Below are 20007 nucleotides of genomic sequence, written 5' to 3'. Positions count from 1 at the left end.
TGCTTCTCTACGATCCGACATGGCTCGTCCTCCTGTGGTGAGGATCGGCTCGGACCGTCCGAGCAACCCTCGGACGCGCAGTGTAGGGCGAACCACCTCACCGGCAGAGGCGGACATACGGTCTTACCGCTGGCCAACAAGATGGCGCGGACGATCTGGGCGCTACTCGTCAAGGGCGGCATCTATCGAGCGCCCGCATTGATGACGAAGGCTTAGGATAGAAGGGTTCCCGGCGTCTCGACGTCGGGATCAAACGGCAAGGTGCCAGAGCGTGATGAACCGAGGGACGATACCTCGATGCCGACCAGACCGTCTGACTCAGTGCGCCTTCGAGCGCGTGAATTTGATTAGGCGATCGGCATCGCGGATATCATCGTGGCCAGCGGTCAACGACCGCGACGAGAGGCCGGACATATGACTGCACCGTCCGAAGCGATTTGCGCGCGACAGATACCTTGCCAAACGGGCCGTTCCACATATGAGTCAGAGCCCTTATTCCACGCCGAAACACAAGCATGTCGGATACGAAGTCAAGGCTCCACCGCTGGTTCGGCCCCTGCGGCAGCGTCATCGGCGCTCGCGTGCCCAGCGCCCGCTTGCGACCACCGCGCTTCTTCACCGTCAGCCTCTCCTCACGATAGAGCCGGAACAGCTTCTTGTGGTTCAGCTCGATGCCTTCCCACCGCAGCAGGATGTGGAGCCGCCGATAGCCGAACCGACGCCGCTCAAGCGCCAGCTCTTTCAGCCGCGCCCGCACGGCGGCATCGTCCGGCCGCCGCGACGCATAGCGATAAGTCTTCGGGTCGAGCCCGACCAGATCGCAGGCACGTCGCTGCGAGTAGCACTTCTCTTCGATTGCCCAGGCCACGAAGCGCTTCCTTGTCCTGGGCGTCAGAACTTTCCTAGCGCTTCCTTCAGCGTCGCGACGTCCAGCATCGATTCCGCTAGCAGCTTCTTCAGCCGCCGGGCGTCCGACATTTCCATGCCGCCATAGCGATTACGCCAGTTATAGAAGGTCGCCTCCGAGATCCCATGCTTGCCGCACAGCTCTGCCGTCGGGATTCCCGCCAGGTGCTCCTTCAACACGCCAATAATCTGGTCCTCCGTGAACCGGCTTCTCTTCATCTCCGTCTCCTTTCGACGGAGTCCAGTTCAAACCGAGGGCATTCCAGGGGGCAACGTCAAATCACAAACTATTTCGCCACTCCGCCATCGGTCCAATACCCGTAAGCCCAGCAACGGCCGTCTCTATCCCTGGATGGATCGATCATTGACCTGTCTAACTGACGGACTGCTTCACAGTCGTCAATCTCATGAGCGATAATTTTGTAGTTCTTGCCATCCGACCAGTACAGATATTGTGAACTAGCGCTTTTTGGATCGACAGGCAAAGAAGGTAAATAGTTTGGAACTAGACCTGGTACCCAGTCTGCAGTATCCATTCCCCATTTACTTCCAACGCCACTCCAACCACTAGAAATAGGAAAGCTGCCCTTATCAGCTTTATACTTCTCGATGGCAGCCTTGACAGCGGCTAAGTCCGTCAATCGGGTGTCCAAAACTGAATCCAAACGTGAAGGCGGCGCGACCGGCGCAGGCGAATTGAGCGAGGTTGGCGCGCTAGACGTATCCCCTGGAGAATTGCTATCCGAACACGCACTCACAAGTATCGCGCCACTTAACACTGTAGCAACTTTGCTGATTCTTCGGTTCATATATTTCCATCTCCTACGGATGACGCATTCCGGTCGCAGAAGACTGTGATGAAATTAAGTTCACTGTTCTCCTGCAGGGATTGAAGGTAGCGGCTGACGAATGCGCCGCACTAAAAGAGATTCTGGCGCGCCGCCGCCCGCGCACAATGTTTCAATCGCATCTCTGGCTCGAAGGGGACGTTCCAAACACGGCAGATGGTGTGTCTCTATCCACGTCCTCGAGAAACGCTTCTTCGCACTCAACCTCGACGAACTGGGCCACGCGCTCGAGCCATTCTTCGTCGCCATCCGCGGAGCGAACTGTGTTGGATGCCACCTGCGTCCCAGGCAAGATTCCCGCTGCGTGCAATAGGAACAGCCGCATAACGTGGGATACTCCCTCCTCCAGCACATTGCGTAGGTCGTCAGCGTAGTAGCTGCCGCGGTTGAAGGAGCCCGTAATTATCTCGTACGACGGAAAGTAGTGCACCGCAACATTATTGTCGGACAGCATCTGTGCGGCGACCCTAAGCACCGACTTGGAGTATGTAGTCGATGTTAGTACGTGGCCGTCAGGCAAAGCAGTGGCGGCCAGTGGCACTGGCGATACAGTTAACACCACCTGGGCCGATGGGTTCACCGCCGCCAGATGGTCTACGACCGCCTGCATGTCGGCTACCACCTCCTCCACCGTGAGGTTGTGGAACACATACCGTGCGGGATCGAAGGTGCCGCCCTCAACTCCCGGACAGATTGGAAACACAGCGCCGTCTTCAGATGAGATCCAGCATTCGGTGAGCCCGAGAGTAAAGACGAACACATCGAGCGTTTCGAACATCCCGCGCACCGCGGTCAGATGCTGGCGCCGGTCGGCCTCCATCTCTGCGACCGATATAAAATTGCCGGGCTGCACGGCGGGGCGAAAGGGATCGCGGACGGTGCCGTCCGAGTCGAGCCAAGGGGCTTCGGTGGGTTGGAACCGGTCCCAGGAGCGATCAACGAGCTGGCGCAGCTGGCGGGAGGTATAAATATTTCCATAGCGGGCAGAGAAGGTCCCGTAACCATGAGCCGCCCGGAGCACTTCCGGCAGGATCGGATGGCCCGGTTCGGCCACCATGTAGTCGAAGCCGGTTCGCGACAGATGGCGGGCGATGTGTTGGGCAAAGCAGCTTCCGGCGGTGGCGACCCTCGATTGCGGCGTAATGCGTAGATCGAAGCGGCCCACAGGATCGACCTCTGCCATTGGGAGGGCGGCGACGGATCGCCGCCAGAATGCCTTTGCGGGCAGGGTACGGTACGGGTGGACGGTACGCATCACGCTGCCCCTCCTTCCGGTGAGCCCGATAGGTCGAGCGCCGAGATGATTTGCATTATTACCAATGCCCCGTAGGCCGCATTAGCGTGAGTGGCGTCCTCGGCGTAGAAATCGGGATGCAGGTAGCCGTCCTCGTCGCGAGCCTCCGGCGGCGCGGGTAGAGTGCGTATTCCAAGCGCCTCAAGGTGGGCATCGACAACCTCCGTCTCGATCCGCCAGACCGCAAGACGCAGCGCGGGATCAGCGAAGGCGCGGAGATCTACTTCGCCTCGATCGAGGCGCACCTTCTTGATTTTCCTCAGCATCTGCCGTCGCGGCGGGGGCGAGCCGAAATGAAAAACGGGGCAGCTTGCCCCCGAAGCGAATTGCTTAAGAGTGGAGGCGGGCCCAATTCGAGTCAAGAAGAATTCGCGCACCGCCGCCACGGGTACCACGGTGCGATTCGCGGGTGTCGGCACTCCGGTTTCAGGGTCGGCAACAGAAAAGGGCGCGTCGTGTTCGAAGAGTGCAAGTTGGTTGTGCAATGCACCGAGATGGGAGAGAACCAGAAGATCGCCGGCGCCAAGGCTGCAGCACGCTTTGATTGCGTCCTCTTTCGAAACTGAGCCGTGGTTTTTTGTCTTGAGCCACAGAAATCGCGTCTCGATGCCGCCTAGGCCAACGATGCCGTCTTCCACCGCCTTTTCAAGCGCGCGTATATGACTGTTGCCAATAACGGTAACTCTATGGATCATTGCATCTCCAATGGGCCTAGCTTCAAAGCCAGCATCCGCTTTACGTGAAAATTGCGCATTTGCTTCGCCGCTTGGTACTGATAGCCGCGGATACGTGCAATGACATGTTCTTCATCGCCTCGCCTTCGCCCCTTCAGTTCGCTCTTGGCCACCAGGGAGGGTTCCATCACGACGAACCAACATCCTCCTCCATTTCGAATCCTCGTGCATTAAGAAAGTGTGCAACCGACGTGGATGCTACTGCATTGAATCAATCGATTGTGATTTCATTTCCGTCCTTTCTATGAAAGGTTGCAAAGGCGAAGTGCAACCGCAGACTAAAGAGGGCAGTTTTAGCTCTCTCAAGTAGGCCGACAAGCATTTTCTCAAAACGGCGCGTGCGCCTTTGCTGTGAGCCATCGCTTGACCTCCAGACCACTCTCGTAATTCCTTTCGAATTCGTTGATCACCCATCGAATCCTTCATCCGTGTTCCTTAATTCTCGCTGGTAGCGTGGAGGTGGTGGGGCGCGACAACCTGTTCGAACACTCGCCTATTGTTGCCCGCCATGGTAACGCGGATCACCGTTGATGATGTTGCGCTCGGCGAGACGAATCACCTCTTCGGTTGTGAGCTTAACGCCGCAAAACTCCGCGATGGCCGAAACCGTTTCGCGCGGGTATTGAAGCGACTTCTCGTAGGAAATTAGAAGAATCGGACAATTCACTTTGGATACCTGCTCCACAAGAGTAGAATATCCCTTTGCAGCCTGACGCAGGGCATCCATGAACTCGACTCCAATCGCAATTTGGTTTCGGACTGTAACGGCAAGAATATCTCGGAACGTGATCACAAAGCGGGGATTTCGCATGACCGAAGAGAACTCGTTGATCCGCGTTCGGAACGCGGGCACCTTAAATGCCCAAGTGTCCGCCAACGCATCCCGATCGCGGCAGTAACTTTCAAAACCTCCCAAGTCGGCGTCTTTGGCAAAGGTCCGTATTCGCTTGTCTTCACTCGTGTTCGCCGTGACATGATGCCCCATGTCAAGCCCGAGATCGGAAAAAATTCGGGCAATCATCGTGGTACCAGACCTCCCAAGTCCCGTCGCGCCAATGGTTGCAGTGGGTCCGATGGGACTCGGGTTCAGCGTAACGGATCCCAGATTCGGAGCACGCGTCGCACTGGACGTTTCCCGCAACTCATTGGACGTTTCTCGCATCGGCTAGGCGACCTTTCCATCGTAGATACTGAAGCACAGCGGTATCATCCCATCATCCCCCGTGTCACGAGTTCCGCATTGGCCTCTCCGAGGCGGTCCTCGGGCAGGGGCTGTGTCTGGACCCATTGCACGAAGCGTGACAGGCCCTCGTCCAGCGAGACCTTTGGCGCGAGGTCCAGCACTGTGCCAAGGCGCGAAATGTCGGCCATGTTGTGGCGAATGTCGCCCAGGCGGTACTGACCCGTGACCCGCACCTTCTCGGGTTTGCCGAATGCGCGGCTAAGGGCACGTGCGATGCATATCACCGGTGTAGCCACGCCGCTGCCCACATTTATCACGGTGTCGGCCGCCTTCGCAGCCGCGACTGCGGCCGCGAAGGCTGCCGACACGTCGGAGACATGCACGAAGTCGCGGCTTTCCAGTCCGTCCTCGAATACTGGTAGTTCAAGGCCCCGTCTGATCCGCGTCGAAAAGATCGAAAGTATGCCTGTGTATGGATTGGAAAGCGATTGCCCTTCACCGTACACATTCTGTAGCCGTAGGATCGCGTATCCGATCCCGGCTGCAGAACAGCCTATCCGTACGAGGTCCTCCTGCATCAGCTTCGTCGCAGCGTATATTGAAGCTGGGGCAGTTCGGTCGTCCTCAGACGTGGGAATGGCAGTTAGCTCAGCTCCAGATGTGGGGCAGACCGGTTCCCACATGCCCGCCTGTAGCGCTTCCAGATTGCGGGACGGCGGCGTGATCCGCGGTGCGTCAGGCTTGTCTGGTCGCACATAAGTACCCTCTCCGTATACCGATCGCGACGAGGCTAGGATCACCCGTTTGACACGCGGCGCATGGCCGTTCACGATTTGATCCATCAGCAATGCAGTCGCTTGGACGTTCTCGTGGCAATAATGATTGATCTCATACATTGATTGGCCAGTTCCCGTCTCGGCGGCGAGATGGACGACAGTCTCAACGTCTTCGAGCGCAGAGCTCAGATCGGAAGAACTGCCGACGGAGCCACGGCGGAATTCGACTCCAGCGGTCGCGCCGAGCCAACATAAGCCCGCGTGCGGAAGGTGCCCGTGCACCTGCGGGACGAGTGTGTCAAGAATCCGCACAGCGTGGCCCGCGCGGACGAGTAACGGGATGAGGTTCACGCCGATAAACCCGGCACCTCCCGTGACCAGCACCCTGCCAGACATTAGCTCACGTCCGGATCTCGGCGAGATATCGATCTCGCTCGGCACACCAGATATCAGCAAAATCTACGTTTTGCCAATTTTCGAACCACGGGCCACCGTTGGTATAGTGGATCGCTGCAGGCAATGTTGCCGGCTTGGGATATTCGCCTTCAAGAAAGTTCCACTCTATAGGGAGAGCTCCAATCAATTCGTCATCCGATACCCACTGGAAGCGATGCAAAAATGAGGGCGCAGAAGTGTTAACTACATCCGGTGTCAGCCTCTTTACGTCAGGATGGGCGCTATTGAATAGTATAAATGAAGACCAATTCTTCCTAGGATAATAAGTTTGAGTTTTTCCATCCATCTTAACTGTATTAGCCGGAGTATATTCATGTTTTACTACATATATTGCCTTAGTTCGATTGGCGTGCGTCAGTACGTTTCTTATATCATTGGTAAAAAGAAAATCACAATCAACGAAAATCGTCCAGCCATCATGCGCTGCTAGATATGGAGTAAGAAAGCGCGTTAGGGAGAACTCAGTCGCAGCATTGTCTGCCTCGCGTGTGTAGAGCCCAAGTTCCTGTAGAGCCGCCAGCTTTAGCGGATGGACCTCAAGGTCGGGGGTGGAATGCCGTAGAATCGAATGGCGGCAGACCTGCCAGGCAATGTCCTCGCGGCTATCGTAACCGACATAGATCTTCAGCTTGTCGCTCATGTGATGCTCCGATGATAATGGTTTAGAAGGGCTGCAATCTGTTCAACTTCGGCCTTTGATTAATTCATCAATTGCTCGCAGCCGCCCGATCAACCCCTTCATTTGATCTAGCGGGATCATGTTGGGACCGTCGCTGGGCGCGTTGTCGGGGTCCTGATGGGTTTCGAGAAACAGCATCGACACACCCACCGCGCATGCCGCTCGGGCGAGAATCGGGGCGAATTCGCGCTGTCCACCGCTGGATGAACCGAGGCCGCCCGGCTGCTGCACAGAATGGGTAGCGTCAAACACCACTGGCCAGCCAATCTTACCCATTATTGGTAGGGCGCGAAAATCTGACACTAACGTATTGTATCCGAACGATGTACCCCGCTCGCATAAAAGAATTCTTTGGTTTCCAGTACTTTCTACTTTCGCGGCGACATTCGCCATTTCCCAGGGCGCCAAGAACTGGCCCTTCTTTATGTTTATGACTTTGCCGGTCGCTCCAGCAGCAAGTAAAAGATCGGTCTGGCGGCAGAGAAACGCAGGAATCTGCAGCACATCCACGATAGCGGCCGAGCGAGCACATTGATTTGCTTCATGTACATCCGTTAGAACGGGACAGCCAAACTCCTCGCGGAGGCGAGCGAGGATTTCTAAACCTTGTTCTATTCCCAATCCTCGCTCACTTTTCAGCGAGGAACGATTTGCCTTGTCGTAGCTCGCTTTGAACACGAAGGGTGTGCGAGTTGGAGCGCAAGCTTCGGCGATCTGTTCGACCATCATTCTCGCATGGTCGAGTGATTCTAGTTGGCAGGGGCCTGAGATAAGAGCCAGCGGCAGATCCGCACCCACTTCGAAGTTGCCGATGCGAACCTTGCGGGTCGGGATCACGTTGTCACCTCTTTGACGGGAGTTCCCAAGACGGATTCGATTCTAACAAGGTCTATGGGATTATTGAGTTCCCAGAAGACATGCCCTCGCGCACTAACGGGCACGCAACGCACTGTCATGCCGTTTTCGAGAAACCGGAGCTGTTCGAGCCCCTCCCGAATCTCCAGCGGCCCCGGAGGGAAGGTGCCGTATGCCGCCAGCGACGTTGAACGGTATCCGTAAAGCCCCACATGCTGAAACACTGGTATCGGGTCGGCCACTTCTCCTCCGATGAAAGGGAGCACTTCCTTTGAAAAATAGAGCGCTCTAAAATTACGGTCAAAAACTGCGGTGGTTCCTCCCACGCGGCCCTCCCGCCGGTCGGCAAGAAAATGTGCTAGGGTCTCACCATCGCAGCGGACTACAGGGGTTAGCATATCGGAGTCGGTGTCGGCCGCCGCCGCTTCGACTAGGGCTTCCACCAACCACGGGGGCGTCAACGGCGCATCGCCCTGCACGTTCACGACTAAGTCTGCCTCGATCCCCGCTCGTACGACAGCATCTGCGCAGCGGGCGGTGCCGTTCTCGCAGAAGGGAGAAGTCATTATTACGTTGGCACCGAACCCTTCGGCCACGGAGCAGATGCGGCTGTCATCAGTAGCAATATAGACTGCGGCCACACCGCGAACCGCCATTGCCGCTTCCCAAGTTCGTTGAATCAGCGTTTTCGTCACTCCGTCTAAACTACGTAGCATCACTAGTGGCTTGCCCGGGTAGCGGGATGAGGCAAAACGAGCCGGAACGAGGATGACAGTCCTCATGCTACCCCCGCGCGAAGGCAATCGTGGATGTGTAAAATTCCTAGCGGCCTGCACTCAGAATCAACTATGAAGAGCACATGGACTTTTCGATCATTCATAACTGCCACTGCTTCAGCGGCAAGCATTGACGGACCGGCGGTCAGCGGGGCCATAGTGGCCACATCGCTGGCAGTCTTATTCATCAGCCCATCGAGATTGCGCCGCAGATCGCCGTCGGTGATCACGCCGACCAGACGGCCTTCTTGCAGCAAGCCAGCGACCCCGACTCCTTTTTCAGTCATCATTAAGATGGTCTCGAACATCGGCGTGTCCGGATCGACCAGGGGCAACGCCTCAGTTCCCCGCATGATCTGACTGACCTTTGCAAGTCGCGCGCCCAACTTTCCGCCGGGATGAAATGTGCGGAAATGTTCGGGCGCAAAGCCGCGCCGTTCCATTAAGGCCACGGCCAACGCATCACCCAGTGCTAGCGCCAGCGTTGTGGAGGTCGTCGGCGCCATGCCAATAATGCAAGCCTCGGGTGCTGAAGGTAGAAGAAGAAGGTGGTCCGCTGCCTGACCGAGCGTGCTCTCCTCGCGGGCGGTGATCGCCACGAGTGGGATCGAAAAGCGCCGGGCGTGTGCTATGAGATCGCTAAGCTCGGAAGTTTCGCCCGAGTTCGAGAGCAGGACACAAATGTCGTTGTCCGTGATTGTGCCTAAGTCGCCATGGCTCGCCTCGCTGGCGTGTACGAAATATGACGGCGTCCCTGTAGAACTAAGGGTCGCCGCGATCTTTCTCGCGATGTGCCCGGACTTGCCGATCCCCGACAAGATCACACGCCCGCGACCGCCAAGGATCAAATCCACAACAGACACAAATCCTTGCGGAAGGTTGTTTGACAGGGCGAGTATTGCCTCAGCCTCAATCCGAAGCACACGGCGGGCGGTGGCAAGAATCACGTCAGTCGGCGAATACGCCGGCGGGGCACATGCGAAAGGCTGCTCGAAACTTGCTACCATTTTCTGGTTTCTCATCATTGTCTTTCCACCGGCCCGCAATTGCTCATACTATCGCATCGGCAGCAGGTCGCAATTGCCGCACACGCGTTGAATCGTCAGTTGCAGGTGCCCCGCGGCTTCCGAGCTAGTAGCCGGTTTAAGATGGCCATCACCTGTTGGCGCAGCATATCGTCCGTGTATGAGGTGGCGAGCTTCTGTTGGGCGCGGGCTACAATGCTAGTCCGGATTTCTGAACTGTCCAAGAGCAACTTTACTTTGGCTAGCCACTCATCCGGTGGACCCGCCAAGAATCCGGCTCCCTGGGCGCAAGCCCGAGCATAGACCGGCAAATCGGAGGCCACCACGGCACAGCCGGCTTGTGTATATTCCACCCATTTTGTGTCCGCCTTGCAGCGGTTGAAGTTGTTGTCTTCTAGCGGTGCGAGACCGATCCACCAACCGAGGATTTTCATCCGAGTGAGGAAGTCACCGTAATCCGTGAAGCCCGGATGGTGCAAAACTCGAGGCCCAAAGCGTGACAGTTCGTAGGGCATCGGGATCGTTCCGAACAACTCGAACGAGAGATTCGGGCGCGACTCCAATAGATCGATAATCACAGGTAGAACCAACGCGAGATCGGCGGCATGTCCACTCGATCCCATGTAGCCAATCACCGGCAGTGTGGCGGGCACCGGCGGGAATATCGTTGCCGGGTCGACCGAGCAGTAGAGATCACCGGCCACAATCGGTGACGAAATACCGTGTTCAACCAAGCGCGCGGCCAGTGGACCTGTGGAGGCATAGACCAAATCGGCGGAATCCATTGATTCGCGCAGTACCGCCAATCGGTTCGGGTCGCGGTAATGGGCATATTTCGCAGGTCCGAGCGATGTGGGTACGTCAAGAAGGTCGTCGTCGATATGGAAAATCACTGGGACTGCATGACGACGCGCCCAACGTATCAAGGTCGGTCCCAAAACGCCGCCGAAGCGTGAGAGCACCAAAACGGAAGGCGGCGAAGCCGGAAGATACTCCTCCACCGGCTTGCCCGACTTCACTAGCGGCAGAAATTGACTCGCATCCCAGTAATCTAGCCGAATGCCTTCTGTTCTGAGGCAGTTGAAGCTTATGATCTGGGTTGCTTGGATGGCGTCGCAAGCGACGACAACACTTAGTTCGGTCGCTTTGGAATTGCCAGCCGCCCGCGCAGCCTCTGAAATCATAGTCCCTCCTGCTTGGGGACTACGACCGGAGACTGCCGGTAGGTGGCTATCCCCGCAGCGGATTGAAACATTGAAAGAAGCTGAGACCGCAACATGTCTATGCTAAACTCTCGACGTAGCCGCTGTTGCGCCCGTACGACTTGCTCATACCGCGTTTTGGGGTGCATCGCGAGATGATTAAGAGCGTTATACCAATCATCGTTGAATGCAAACAGGGCACATCCGTCGCTGCCGCATCCATCGTAAATTGTGCCAGCCGTTGCGATCACAGCAGCACCCACAGAGGTGTATTCAACCCACTTTGTGTTCGCTCTAATCACATTGAACGGCATATCGACGAGGGGCGCGATACCTATATCCCAACGGCGGGCAGCTAAGGCCGCCATGGAGTCCTCATAATCATGTGCGGGTTGGATCGACCGGACACGAGAACCGAATATGGACAATTCCTGTGGCATCGAAATCGATCCGAACAGCTCAAACTCGAGCGTCGGATTTTCTTCAAGCATGCGAACGACTGATGGAACCGCGATCGCAAAGTCATGGGAATGGTCGAAGCCAACATAACCAATCCGTGTCACCGAACGCTCTTCTGCGGGCACGAGGACCTCCCCCGAGCGGTAGATAGAGCCCGTCCGCATCGGCTGACGGAAGCCGTACTCACGGAACCGATTCCGTAGTGGCCGCGTCGAGCAATATACAAGATCCGAGTGAGACATCAAATGTCGAACAGCGTCAATTCGAGAGGGATACATGTGGGAAGCATATGTCTGCTCGCCCGGCTCGTACGGAGTGTTCAGGATGTCATCATCCGCGTAGTAAATCAGCGGGATGTCGCGCACGCTAGCCAGCTTCGCGATTTCCTCCGCGCCTACTCCACTGTATCGGCAGGCAACAACCACATCCGGCAATGCCTCGTCGAATGCCTCCGTCACCCAATCCACGATTTGGTTTGACGTTGGTTCCTGTCCGCTCAGGTTGTCTCGCAGCGTCTGTTCATATGCGTAGAACAGTTTCATTTCACCATCGCGTTCAAGCTTGCGAAGCGGCTTCACAAAGGACAGTCGCAACGTTTGCCCGTTGAAGTTTGCAAAAAACAACAGCCGGCGGGGAGGTGCCGGCGGCGGGAGCGTCGATATCGATAGAGGTTCTGGGTCGCACCCCGAGGTGGCACTGACCAGAAGGCGTGCGAACCGCTGGTAAACTTCGACAGGGTTTCGTAGTATGCCAATATCATCTAGGAATGTCTGCTGCCGCTTGAGCAGCGCCTCTCGACGCAACCGGACGTCACGCAAGAAAGCCATCCAATCAGCAAGAGCGCTGATCGGTGTCAGGCCGTCATAGATCCGAGCGTCCATAATTCCGGTCTGGTCCCGCCAGACACCCACCGGAACGTCCGCTAGCACCATGTCGACTAGTACAGTAGAAGGAGCTGAAATGCAATATTCGTAAGACCTAATGTTTACCTTATATATAGGTATGTTGTTCAATACGACATTCGGCATCAAATTCAAATTCTTCTTAACTGTATACTGGCCGCCGGGGTGTGGCCTAAGAGTGACTTTTTCACCTACTGATCCCAGCACCCGACAATATTCGGAGAAAGTCTCTAGAAATGACTCCCCATGAGCCCCTGATGCGTTTAAACGAACCGAATGTAGATTCTCACAGACCATACCGCCCTCAATTGGGGGATGATAATCCGTAACTTGTCGCTGAGACAACAGCATCTGTGGCCCTGTTACCCAGAGCTTAGCTCGTTGTGATGCTATCAGTGCGGATAGCTCTGGCAAGGGCATCCACGAGCACACGACATCGCCGCCGAACGTTACGTTGCGACCGTGGGCCATGATATGTTCGCGGTTCTGGCGAAAGCCCACGCATTCGAGACCGTGCTGAAGGGTCACCCGCAGGAATCCTCGAGGCGCGACACCAAAAATTTCCTGGATGTCTTCATGCGCGCGTGGAATGTCAGAATCAGCCCCCGCAATTAGCACGCCTCGATGGCCTTGAAGGGCAACGTAAGCATCCGCGACTGTGTGACAGATTTCGACGGTAGCCGAAAGCTCCAACGCGATGGCGTTGATTTCTTTGCGCCATTGCCCCGCAGAGTCACGCCCGCCAAACTTCCAGCTCACGAGGAATCTCACGTCTGCCTCGGTTTCGCGCGCAGCCAAATAGGCAATTGGACGCACCGTGTTTAGATCCTGTAACAAGCTGATAATAAAGACAACCTGGGGTCTAGACATCTGTGGGCTCCCAATTTGCATGGGGTAAACAGAACGGTGCGGCGGTTTCGGATACGATAACCCGGACGCCTGGTAGAATGCGCTTAATGAGCGCAATGGATGCATACATGACAGTTTCGTAGATCGCTAACTTCTCTGTCAGTCGTACGGCTGAGAGCCCCAGTTGACAGGTGTCCTCTAGCGGCAGCTTCTTGTACTTAATCGGGGAGGACGTGGGATACGGCTGCAGGCTATTGTGTAGACGTTCGTGAAGCAACTTTAGCGTGCGTTCTGATAAGACCACCGATAGTTGCCCCGATTCCTCTATCACCAATCTGAGGTCGTAGTTCATCTGCGCATCCTGAAATGGAGCGGCGGCAGAATACATCTTGGAGCGCTGAACGAATTTGTGCTGTGGCGCGGCATTGCCGCTTCCATGGAGGACCACTATCGGCGGGGATGCGGACCTGTCCAGCGCCGTTATGCTAGGCTCCGATAGCCCGGAGAGAAACTCAATCAGTCTCTTTGTTTCGTTCCGCGGGTCAGCCAACCTCGCGAACCAAGCGGCCAGCGAAGGGAGCGCCTGTTCGCGTAGGCGCAGCCTGTCCCGCATCAAGTCCACAGCGACGTCGGCGACGTCGCGGTAAATGAACGGATCCAACTCCCGATACAATGGGTAGCCTGCCGAGAGCACCTGTGTTCCGTTGGCCAATGCTGTGACGGCACGATTGAGCGATTTCACGGTGCTGAACGGCTGAGCATTGACCGGCAGAAATGTTACGAAGCTTGTACGGAGTAATGCTGTCTCTCGTTCAAGTGTCCATTCCTCAAGTTCGGTCGGAACCGGTAGCCGCGCCAGCCGCTCAAGCCGTTGTGGCGTCATAGCACGCGTGTTCGTGAGTACCCGAAGACGTGGCGCCAGACCATACCGGCGGAATCCGGCCAGGGTATCGCCGTAGGCACAGAGATCGTCTAGACCTACTGGGAAATACGGGTTGTCTCCGGTCCCGAACCAAGCGATCTCCACTGACTTGCTTCGGCGGGCCAATTCGGCGCGCGACTTTGTTGACGAGCGTAAGGCAATTAGATCGAATTCATCGAACGGGTCGTTCAATACGTGAGCTGCTATATGGGGCGCGATTTCGCTGAGCCGGGCGCGCATTGGCTCGGTTGCGCAGAGGAAGAACGCGATGTGGCGCGAGACACGGTGCATCCAGCTTCGCAAATGAGTTAGGCGGTTGTCGATCTGGCTAAAATAGTCGTCGAACACATCAACCCCGACCTGCTTGCCCTGGGCAGTGAAATACTCCGCCAGTAGAATCGATCGAATATCATAACACTTGCAGAATAGGTAAATGTCACTTCTGGCGGCCTCTGTCGTTCGGAGTTCGTCGATCAGCTTTAACTCCAGTCTGTGCCCCAAGCGTTTAAGATGGGGAACGATCCGTTCATACCGGATGCGCACTCCGGGGGATGTGCGCTGCTGGTCGTGCGGCAGAATTACTGTGATCCGCATTACCGCAACTCCTCGATCAGCGTCACTCGCGAAAGAAGGTCGAGCCATTGAGCTGGAGTAACTGCTCGAAAACCCAGGGGGTCCATAACTTCGGCCGCAGTAGGGCGGCGGATTGTACTCCCCCGCACAACAGAGGTGCAGAGGTTGCGGTATCCGAGGCGAGCCGAGGCTAGTCCAAACGACGCCGCCTCAAGCCGTGCAAGTTTAGTTTCCTCTAGCGCGCGGCGCGACAATAGCGTGGCTGACAGTGTATTTGCCATTACCGGGAATGTCGAATTGGGCATTGCTTCTAACACATCATTGCGCGCTCCTAGGACCAGATGCGGCCCCCCGGCGAGGCCGATTCTATGAGGAAAATAACCAGCTTCAGCTTGGCTGACTGCTGTCATCTTGGCTCCGACGCCTTCGTACATCAGGACGCAAGCCGCGCTTGCTGTACTTTCCACCGTCAAGAGCTGTTGGAGCGTGTATAGCGTTCGATAATCATGCAAAATCACGCTATCGCTCGCCAGAAAAATTGCATCGTGTGTTCCTGCAAACTGCAGAAGTTGGGAAACCTCTAGGCCCCTCACGAGGGAGGTGGGCCAGATCTTATAGCGATCTGGAGCGTAGCGGTCGATCACTACACGTAGCGCCTCCCGGTCTCCGACCGATAGATTCGAAGCTGGTAGCGCTACCAGACTGAGACCCTTCACTCCCTCCTGTGCCGTTAACGATGCCAGAAAACGATTTGTCTGCTCAGGGTTGGTAGCTTGGAATAGGCAGAATGTTTCGGTAGGTGCACGATCGGCGCACGCGGAAAGAAGTGGCGGTTCGCGGGTTATTGGGATAGGCAACACCTCCGCCACCAAGTTCTTATCGCCGCGCGGCCGAAAACGAATGCAGACCGGTGCAATAGCCCGAGGCATCGCGGTGACGTCCGGGAAATCTGAAGGCGCGGCATCGCTCTGTAATTCGATGAGGCCCGGGTCGTCGGGCAGAAACACAGACAATCGGGGCCGCCCAGTGCCTTCATCCGCGACTAGGTAAGGCGCGAACCGTGTCATCGCGCCGCCCACCGGAGATTCAGCGGCAAACGCGGCTCCAGATAGCGCAGCGATGGTCGGCAATCCATCTGCAGGCAGATTCAGTCCCGGAGCATCCTCCCATTCGTTAGCCAACACGTCCAAACCTGTTGCATGAAGCCGGTCAGGATCGGATCGCTCACCCGACAGGAATGCCTCCACCTGAAAACCCAGCGATCGTAGCCAGACAAGTGTTGACTGCTGCATTCCTAGTTCAGCGCCTGACGCTCCAGCCAACCGGAACCTGATGCGCGGGAGACGATGCGCAGGGTTCAAGGCCAACATTTCATTAGCTCGCGCTTCCATATATCGAGAGAGATGCTCGAAATTCCCAATGCCTTCACTTGCTGCGAGGAACTCAGCATAGTGCATACCGCCGCGTCCGAGCGATGGGAAGGAAAGCACGCATAGCGCAAGAGTGTTCTCCGCTGGATCGGACAGCTCCAAAAGAACCGGTTGCCAAGGATTGTCCAGTACGATTTCCACGAAGCTGGGCGAATAGCCACTCAGTCTGCCAGTCCCCACCCGGCGCAGACGCGGCGGGTTCGAAAGTTCGCACTGATAAGCGCGGACTGCCTCACCAGGCGTGGCAATACTTTCGTTCTCGTCGCCAAGCGAAACCACCAAGCTAAGAGTTGAGGTGAACCAAAAGTCCCGAATCTGTCGCGGACCGGCAGCGAAAGCAGGCGCCGTCAGATCGGGCATATCGGAAGCAGGTACAGGCCAAGTGCGGTCCGCCGCCGAATTAACCGTAAACAGTCCCTGCGATGTAGTGCCGCTTAGTTGAGCGAAAGCGTCCAAAATGGCCGCATAGCGTTCGAGTGTTGCGCCTTCCGGTATACACAATACATCGACCTCGTTAGCCATCAGAAGTGTTCCGCGCCGAGGTGAGCGTGGCGAAAAGTCTTGTTTCGGGACGACACCATTCGGTCCAACCACGGGCGGAGATGGAATGATTGGAAAACCGTGCGCTATCTCCAATTCTGGGAGTGCTCCGGTTGAAGGCGGCAAGGAGGCAATTTCGCGGAACGCATGTGGTATCGGCGAGACTTCGTTGATGGTGGAATCCGACAACGGAAGTCGATGACGCCCTTCTGAATGACTGAGTCCACCCTTCTGGATAGGGGGTGGCATAGAAGGTTTGGTTTGTCTGCCGAGCGCCTGCCCTCGCATGATATGGTCGACCAACGGGTTGACCTTTGAGGCGTCGACGTCCGAGTGTACTTTTTGGTACCAATTTGTAGCAAAAAAAGGCCCCGGATCTCGACCTTCTTTCGCGCCATGCCGGAGATAATGCATAATGGGGTTTGCGCCCGAGGCTGCGACGTCCGGATATTTCTTCAAATACCATTCTCGATCAAAAAGATCGCTCTTTCGAATAATTGCCGCTTGTTCTTCTGCAGATAGGTTCTCCACTTGTGGAGACGCCTTGGTTTGTCTGCCGAGTGCTTGCCCTCGCGTGATATGGTCGATCAGAGGGTTGACCTTTGACGCATCTGGATATTCTTCCAAATACCAACGCGTATCAAAGAGGGGCCCCGGATCTCGACCTCCTTTCGCGCCATGCCGGAGATAATGCATAATGGGGTTTGCGCCCGAGGCTGCGACGTCCGGATATTTCTTCAAATACCATTCTCGATCAAAAAGATCGCTATCCCTAACAATTTCCGCTTGTTCTTCTATAGACACATTTTCCACTTGGGGAGATGCCTTGGTTTGTCTGCCGAGCGCCTGCCCCCGTGATATATGGTCGATCAGAGGGTTGACCTTTGAAGCATCTGGGTATTCTTCCAAATACCAACGCGTATCAAAGAGGGGCCCCGGATCTCGACCTTCTTTTGCTCCATGCTGAAGATAATGGACAATTGGATCTACACCTGTAGCCGCGACGTCGGGATACTTCTTCAAATACCATTCTCGATCAAAAAGATCGCTATCCCTAACAATTTCCGCTTGTTCTTCTATAAACACATTCTCCACTTGTGCAGACGCCTTGGTGTGTCTGCCGAGCGCCTGCCCTCGCATGATATGGTCGATCAGAGGGTTAACCTTTGAAGCATCAGGGTATTCTTTCATATACCAACGCGTATCAAAGAGGGGGCCCGGATCTCGACCTTCTTTCGCACCATGCCGGAGATAATGCATAATGGGGTTTGCACCCGAGGCTGCGACGTCGGGATATTTCTTCAAATACCATTCTCGATCAAAAAGATCGCTATCCCTAACAATTTCCGCTTGTTCTTCTATAGACACATTTTCCACTTGGGGAGATGCCTTGGTTTGTCTGCCGAGCGCCTGCCCCCGTGTGATATGGTCGATCAGAGGGTTGACCTTTGAAGCATCTGGGTATTCTTCCAAATACCAACGCGTATCAAACAGGGGCCCCGGATCTCGACCTTCTTTTGCTCCATGCTGAAGATAATGGACAATTGGATCTACACCTGTAGCCGCGACGTCGGGATACTTCTTCAAATACCATTCTCGATCAAAAAGATCGCTCTGCATTAAGGCGTCAAAGTAGACAATCATACCGAAATCCCCTCAATCTCCGATCCACTTGTCACTTCACTCAGGTTTGTTCAATCCCGTGAGACGTCACGTATGTAGGCTGTATCTTAGACATTCGAACCATATGCTTCAATCTATGCGATAACATGAACGCCACGGAAACGGCCCTCATCCTTATATCGCTGCGTCTGCGGTGGGGTCGCCCGTCCAAGGTCAGTTCCGCGGCGCCCCGCAAAAGGATGCTGGACAAACCATTATGACTTTTCGGCCCAGTACGATCTTATCTTTTCGGGCGCGGAATATATCAGACTCGAAGCATATACACATCGGAATCAAAGTGGCCGGGAAAGACTGCCGGAGTCTCTAGCTTGAGGGTTTAGAGTGTCCAGATCGCAATCCGACGAAGCGCTGCCTCCCAGCGATTGCGAAAGGCTTAACAACCAGGGAGATTGGGCGGTCTCGTCCTGGGACGCCAACCGGCTGGATAGCGCAGCGATATCGGCGCTTTCGGCAGGTGAGCGAAATCGAAGTCGATGCCACGATCGAGGGTGAAAGTTGCGCCTCCGGCGGAGGGCAGCCAGAAACCTCATTGCCCGGCAAACGTTGAACTGGTCGCGATGCTAGTAAAGATGTAGCTGAACGTATCAAGCAGCATGATTCGATGGGCGGCGGTTTTCTGATCTTCGAATGCGATCACAATCAGTCCGCTTCTCCCATTCAGCGCGGTCGCCACAGCACCCGATGCAATGAAATCCTTGCCGGTGCCAGGGAATCGAATAACTTCGCCGACCGATATCTCGTTGGCCTGAAGGTCGGCTATCGTGCCTGAAAGCAGTGGCTCTCGCCCAAACACGGTAACTGATTGTCTCGAAGACTTTATGTAAGCAATGTCACGATCTCGAGCATTTCGAATCGCAATCTGGCGGGGAGCAGGTGTCGGTAAGGGTTTCCTCAGATTGCCAAGCGGCTCTACATCGCGTGGTTTCTCGCGGAAGAACACCGTGCGATATCGGGGAATATGCAATTTCGCCCGAATTGTCTCGTGATAAGGAAAACCCAACTCAATCATCAGGTCGATCGCGCTCTGTTGTGAAAGCCAAATTGAGTTGGAGTTGCCTATACCGGAGCGCGGACCGCGTCGTCTCCCCTCCTGCTTTTCTTCCCTGTCCGATGGTTCAGCGAAGTTCATAGCATTAAGCTTCAGGCCGTTGTAGTCGATCGTGAAACGTTCACCAAAATTGGCAGCGAACTTTGTTTGCTTCAAGAGTTCGTCGTCATCTAGCGAATGACCGGTATCCAGGTATATGAAGCTGCGAGCGCTACTGGCGCATCGTTCGAGGCACAAGACTGGATCTTCCAAGTGATAGAGGATGCCGGCGTTGAACACGCCATCTACTTCAGGGTAGCTTGCGGGATCGTTGACGTTCCCGACCGAGAAGTGGGTACGATCGAAGTCAATGAGGGAGGCGAGAAATCTCGCCCGATTCACGCCCTCCGCACGCCCTTCGACCCCGTATACGGTGGATCCCATCTGGGCGAGCCCCATTGTGGTCGATCCCTCGCTGCAACCGAGGTCGAGGAATGTTGAATCGCTCCATGGGTTGCTCCGAACGCGATTGAAATGGGTCAGAAACTCGATCGGGCGAGTATCAACTGTCGTTATGTAATCCGGATAATAAGTTCCGTCGGGGAGGGTTAGTGGAAATGGGTTATGGGACACCCCAAAGGAATAGATATCACTGATTGCCATGTTATTCACCGCGTTCACGTCATCGAACTCATGCTCCGAATGCCGTCGAAGAGTCAAGAGTCTGGATGGTACCCACAACGCTGAACCTGGGTTAGCGACGCTCTCGGAGTGAGCTTTCCGGAGGTTGTCCAATCGGACCGGGCGGGGGAGACTGGAGTTGCCAGTCTTCCCCGCCCGGTCCGACGTCGCTGCGTCGAGAAGAGATGGCGCTGTCGGTCATAGAAG

General features: G+C 55.7%; 15 protein-coding genes and 2 pseudogenes. 1 reads left to right on the top strand and 16 read right to left on the bottom strand.

All coding sequences use genetic code 11. The annotated features are described in order from the left end of the window. Positions 1-216 (top strand): annotated as a pseudogene (locus tag ABGN05_RS29510) (hypothetical protein); the annotation flags it as partial. Positions 217-484: 268 nt separating this feature from the next. Here the strand turns inward: ABGN05_RS29510 and ABGN05_RS29505 are convergent. The 16 genes and pseudogenes from ABGN05_RS29505 to ABGN05_RS29430 form a co-directional block, all read right to left on the bottom strand. Further along, positions 485-1125: pseudogene (locus ABGN05_RS29505) on the bottom strand (transposase); the annotation flags it as partial. A gap of 68 nt (positions 1126-1193) precedes the next feature. Then, positions 1194-1715, bottom strand: coding sequence for a hypothetical protein (locus ABGN05_RS29500; protein ID WP_367957621.1), 522 nt, complete (start codon positions 1713-1715; stop codon positions 1194-1196). Positions 1716-1866: 151 nt separating this feature from the next. Continuing rightward, complete coding sequence (locus tag ABGN05_RS29495) at positions 1867-3009, bottom strand: GSCFA domain-containing protein (RefSeq protein WP_367957622.1); 1143 nt, start codon at positions 3007-3009, stop codon at positions 1867-1869. Further along, positions 3009-3743, bottom strand: coding sequence for a hypothetical protein (locus ABGN05_RS29490; protein ID WP_367957620.1), 735 nt, complete (start codon positions 3741-3743; stop codon positions 3009-3011). The genes ABGN05_RS29495 and ABGN05_RS29490 overlap by 1 nt, the downstream gene beginning before the upstream one ends. After that, positions 3740-3895, bottom strand: coding sequence for a hypothetical protein (locus ABGN05_RS29485; protein ID WP_367957619.1), 156 nt, complete (start codon positions 3893-3895; stop codon positions 3740-3742). The genes ABGN05_RS29490 and ABGN05_RS29485 overlap by 4 nt, the downstream gene beginning before the upstream one ends. A gap of 380 nt (positions 3896-4275) precedes the next feature. Then, a complete protein-coding gene (locus ABGN05_RS29480; protein WP_367957618.1) occupies positions 4276-4803 on the bottom strand; it encodes a sulfotransferase in 528 nt (175 codons plus the stop codon). Positions 4804-4988: 185 nt separating this feature from the next. After that, complete coding sequence (locus tag ABGN05_RS29475; protein ID WP_367957617.1) at positions 4989-6137, bottom strand: NAD-dependent epimerase/dehydratase family protein; 1149 nt, start codon at positions 6135-6137, stop codon at positions 4989-4991. Positions 6138-6141: 4 nt separating this feature from the next. Then, complete coding sequence (locus ABGN05_RS29470; protein ID WP_367957616.1) at positions 6142-6837, bottom strand: glycosyltransferase; 696 nt, start codon at positions 6835-6837, stop codon at positions 6142-6144. A 42-nt stretch (positions 6838-6879) separates the two neighbouring features. After that, positions 6880-7713, bottom strand: coding sequence for a 3-deoxy-8-phosphooctulonate synthase (gene kdsA, locus ABGN05_RS29465; protein WP_367957615.1), 834 nt, complete (start codon positions 7711-7713; stop codon positions 6880-6882). Then, positions 7710-8513 (bottom strand): 3-deoxy-manno-octulosonate cytidylyltransferase, encoded by an 804-nt coding sequence (locus tag ABGN05_RS29460; protein ID WP_367957614.1) that lies wholly within the window; start codon positions 8511-8513, stop codon positions 7710-7712. Before ABGN05_RS29460 ends, kdsA begins: the two co-directional genes overlap by 4 nt. Next, on the bottom strand, positions 8510-9532 hold the full coding sequence (locus ABGN05_RS29455; protein WP_367957613.1) for a KpsF/GutQ family sugar-phosphate isomerase: 1023 nt from the start codon (positions 9530-9532) through the stop codon (positions 8510-8512). The genes ABGN05_RS29460 and ABGN05_RS29455 overlap by 4 nt, the downstream gene beginning before the upstream one ends. A gap of 77 nt (positions 9533-9609) precedes the next feature. Beyond that, positions 9610-10716, bottom strand: a complete 1107-nt coding sequence (locus ABGN05_RS29450; RefSeq protein WP_367957612.1) for a glycosyltransferase family protein — start codon at positions 10714-10716, stop codon at positions 9610-9612. Continuing rightward, entirely contained in the window at positions 10713-12965 is a 2253-nt protein-coding gene (locus ABGN05_RS29445) for a glycosyltransferase family protein (RefSeq protein WP_367957611.1), read from the bottom strand. The genes ABGN05_RS29450 and ABGN05_RS29445 overlap by 4 nt, the downstream gene beginning before the upstream one ends. Next, complete coding sequence (locus ABGN05_RS29440; RefSeq protein WP_367957610.1) at positions 12958-14460, bottom strand: hypothetical protein; 1503 nt, start codon at positions 14458-14460, stop codon at positions 12958-12960. Before ABGN05_RS29440 ends, ABGN05_RS29445 begins: the two co-directional genes overlap by 8 nt. Next, complete coding sequence (locus ABGN05_RS29435) at positions 14460-18053, bottom strand: hypothetical protein (RefSeq protein ID WP_367957609.1); 3594 nt, start codon at positions 18051-18053, stop codon at positions 14460-14462. The genes ABGN05_RS29440 and ABGN05_RS29435 overlap by 1 nt, the downstream gene beginning before the upstream one ends. A gap of 565 nt (positions 18054-18618) precedes the next feature. Further along, a complete protein-coding gene (locus tag ABGN05_RS29430; protein ID WP_367957608.1) occupies positions 18619-19800 on the bottom strand; it encodes a class I SAM-dependent methyltransferase in 1182 nt (393 codons plus the stop codon). Positions 19801-20007: the final 207 nt, after the last annotated feature.

This window comes from Aquibium pacificum, from assembly GCF_040839445.1.
Taxonomy (GTDB): Bacteria; Pseudomonadota; Alphaproteobacteria; order Rhizobiales; family Rhizobiaceae; genus Aquibium; species Aquibium pacificus.
Note: the sequence above shows the minus strand (reverse complement) of the source record. Positions and strands in the feature narration are given on the sequence as shown.

Excerpts from the sequence above, each read along its gene's own strand:
- ABGN05_RS29500 (WP_367957621.1), bottom strand. The coding sequence starts at position 1,715 with ATGAACCGAAGAATCAGCAAAGTTGCTACAGTGTTAAGTGGCGCGATA.
- ABGN05_RS29495 (WP_367957622.1), bottom strand. The coding sequence starts at position 3,009 with ATGCGTACCGTCCACCCGTACCGTACCCTGCCCGCAAAGGCATTCTGG.
- ABGN05_RS29490 (WP_367957620.1), bottom strand. The coding sequence starts at position 3,743 with ATGATCCATAGAGTTACCGTTATTGGCAACAGTCATATACGCGCGCTT.
- ABGN05_RS29480 (WP_367957618.1), bottom strand. The coding sequence starts at position 4,803 with ATGATTGCCCGAATTTTTTCCGATCTCGGGCTTGACATGGGGCATCAT.
- ABGN05_RS29475 (WP_367957617.1), bottom strand. The coding sequence starts at position 6,137 with ATGTCTGGCAGGGTGCTGGTCACGGGAGGTGCCGGGTTTATCGGCGTG.
- ABGN05_RS29470 (WP_367957616.1), bottom strand. The coding sequence starts at position 6,837 with ATGAGCGACAAGCTGAAGATCTATGTCGGTTACGATAGCCGCGAGGAC.
- ABGN05_RS29460 (WP_367957614.1), bottom strand. The coding sequence starts at position 8,513 with ATGAGGACTGTCATCCTCGTTCCGGCTCGTTTTGCCTCATCCCGCTAC.
- ABGN05_RS29455 (WP_367957613.1), bottom strand. The coding sequence starts at position 9,532 with ATGATGAGAAACCAGAAAATGGTAGCAAGTTTCGAGCAGCCTTTCGCA.
- ABGN05_RS29450 (WP_367957612.1), bottom strand. The coding sequence starts at position 10,716 with ATGATTTCAGAGGCTGCGCGGGCGGCTGGCAATTCCAAAGCGACCGAA.
- ABGN05_RS29445 (WP_367957611.1), bottom strand. The coding sequence starts at position 12,965 with ATGTCTAGACCCCAGGTTGTCTTTATTATCAGCTTGTTACAGGATCTA.
- ABGN05_RS29440 (WP_367957610.1), bottom strand. The coding sequence starts at position 14,460 with ATGCGGATCACAGTAATTCTGCCGCACGACCAGCAGCGCACATCCCCC.
- ABGN05_RS29435 (WP_367957609.1), bottom strand. The coding sequence starts at position 18,053 with ATGATTGTCTACTTTGACGCCTTAATGCAGAGCGATCTTTTTGATCGA.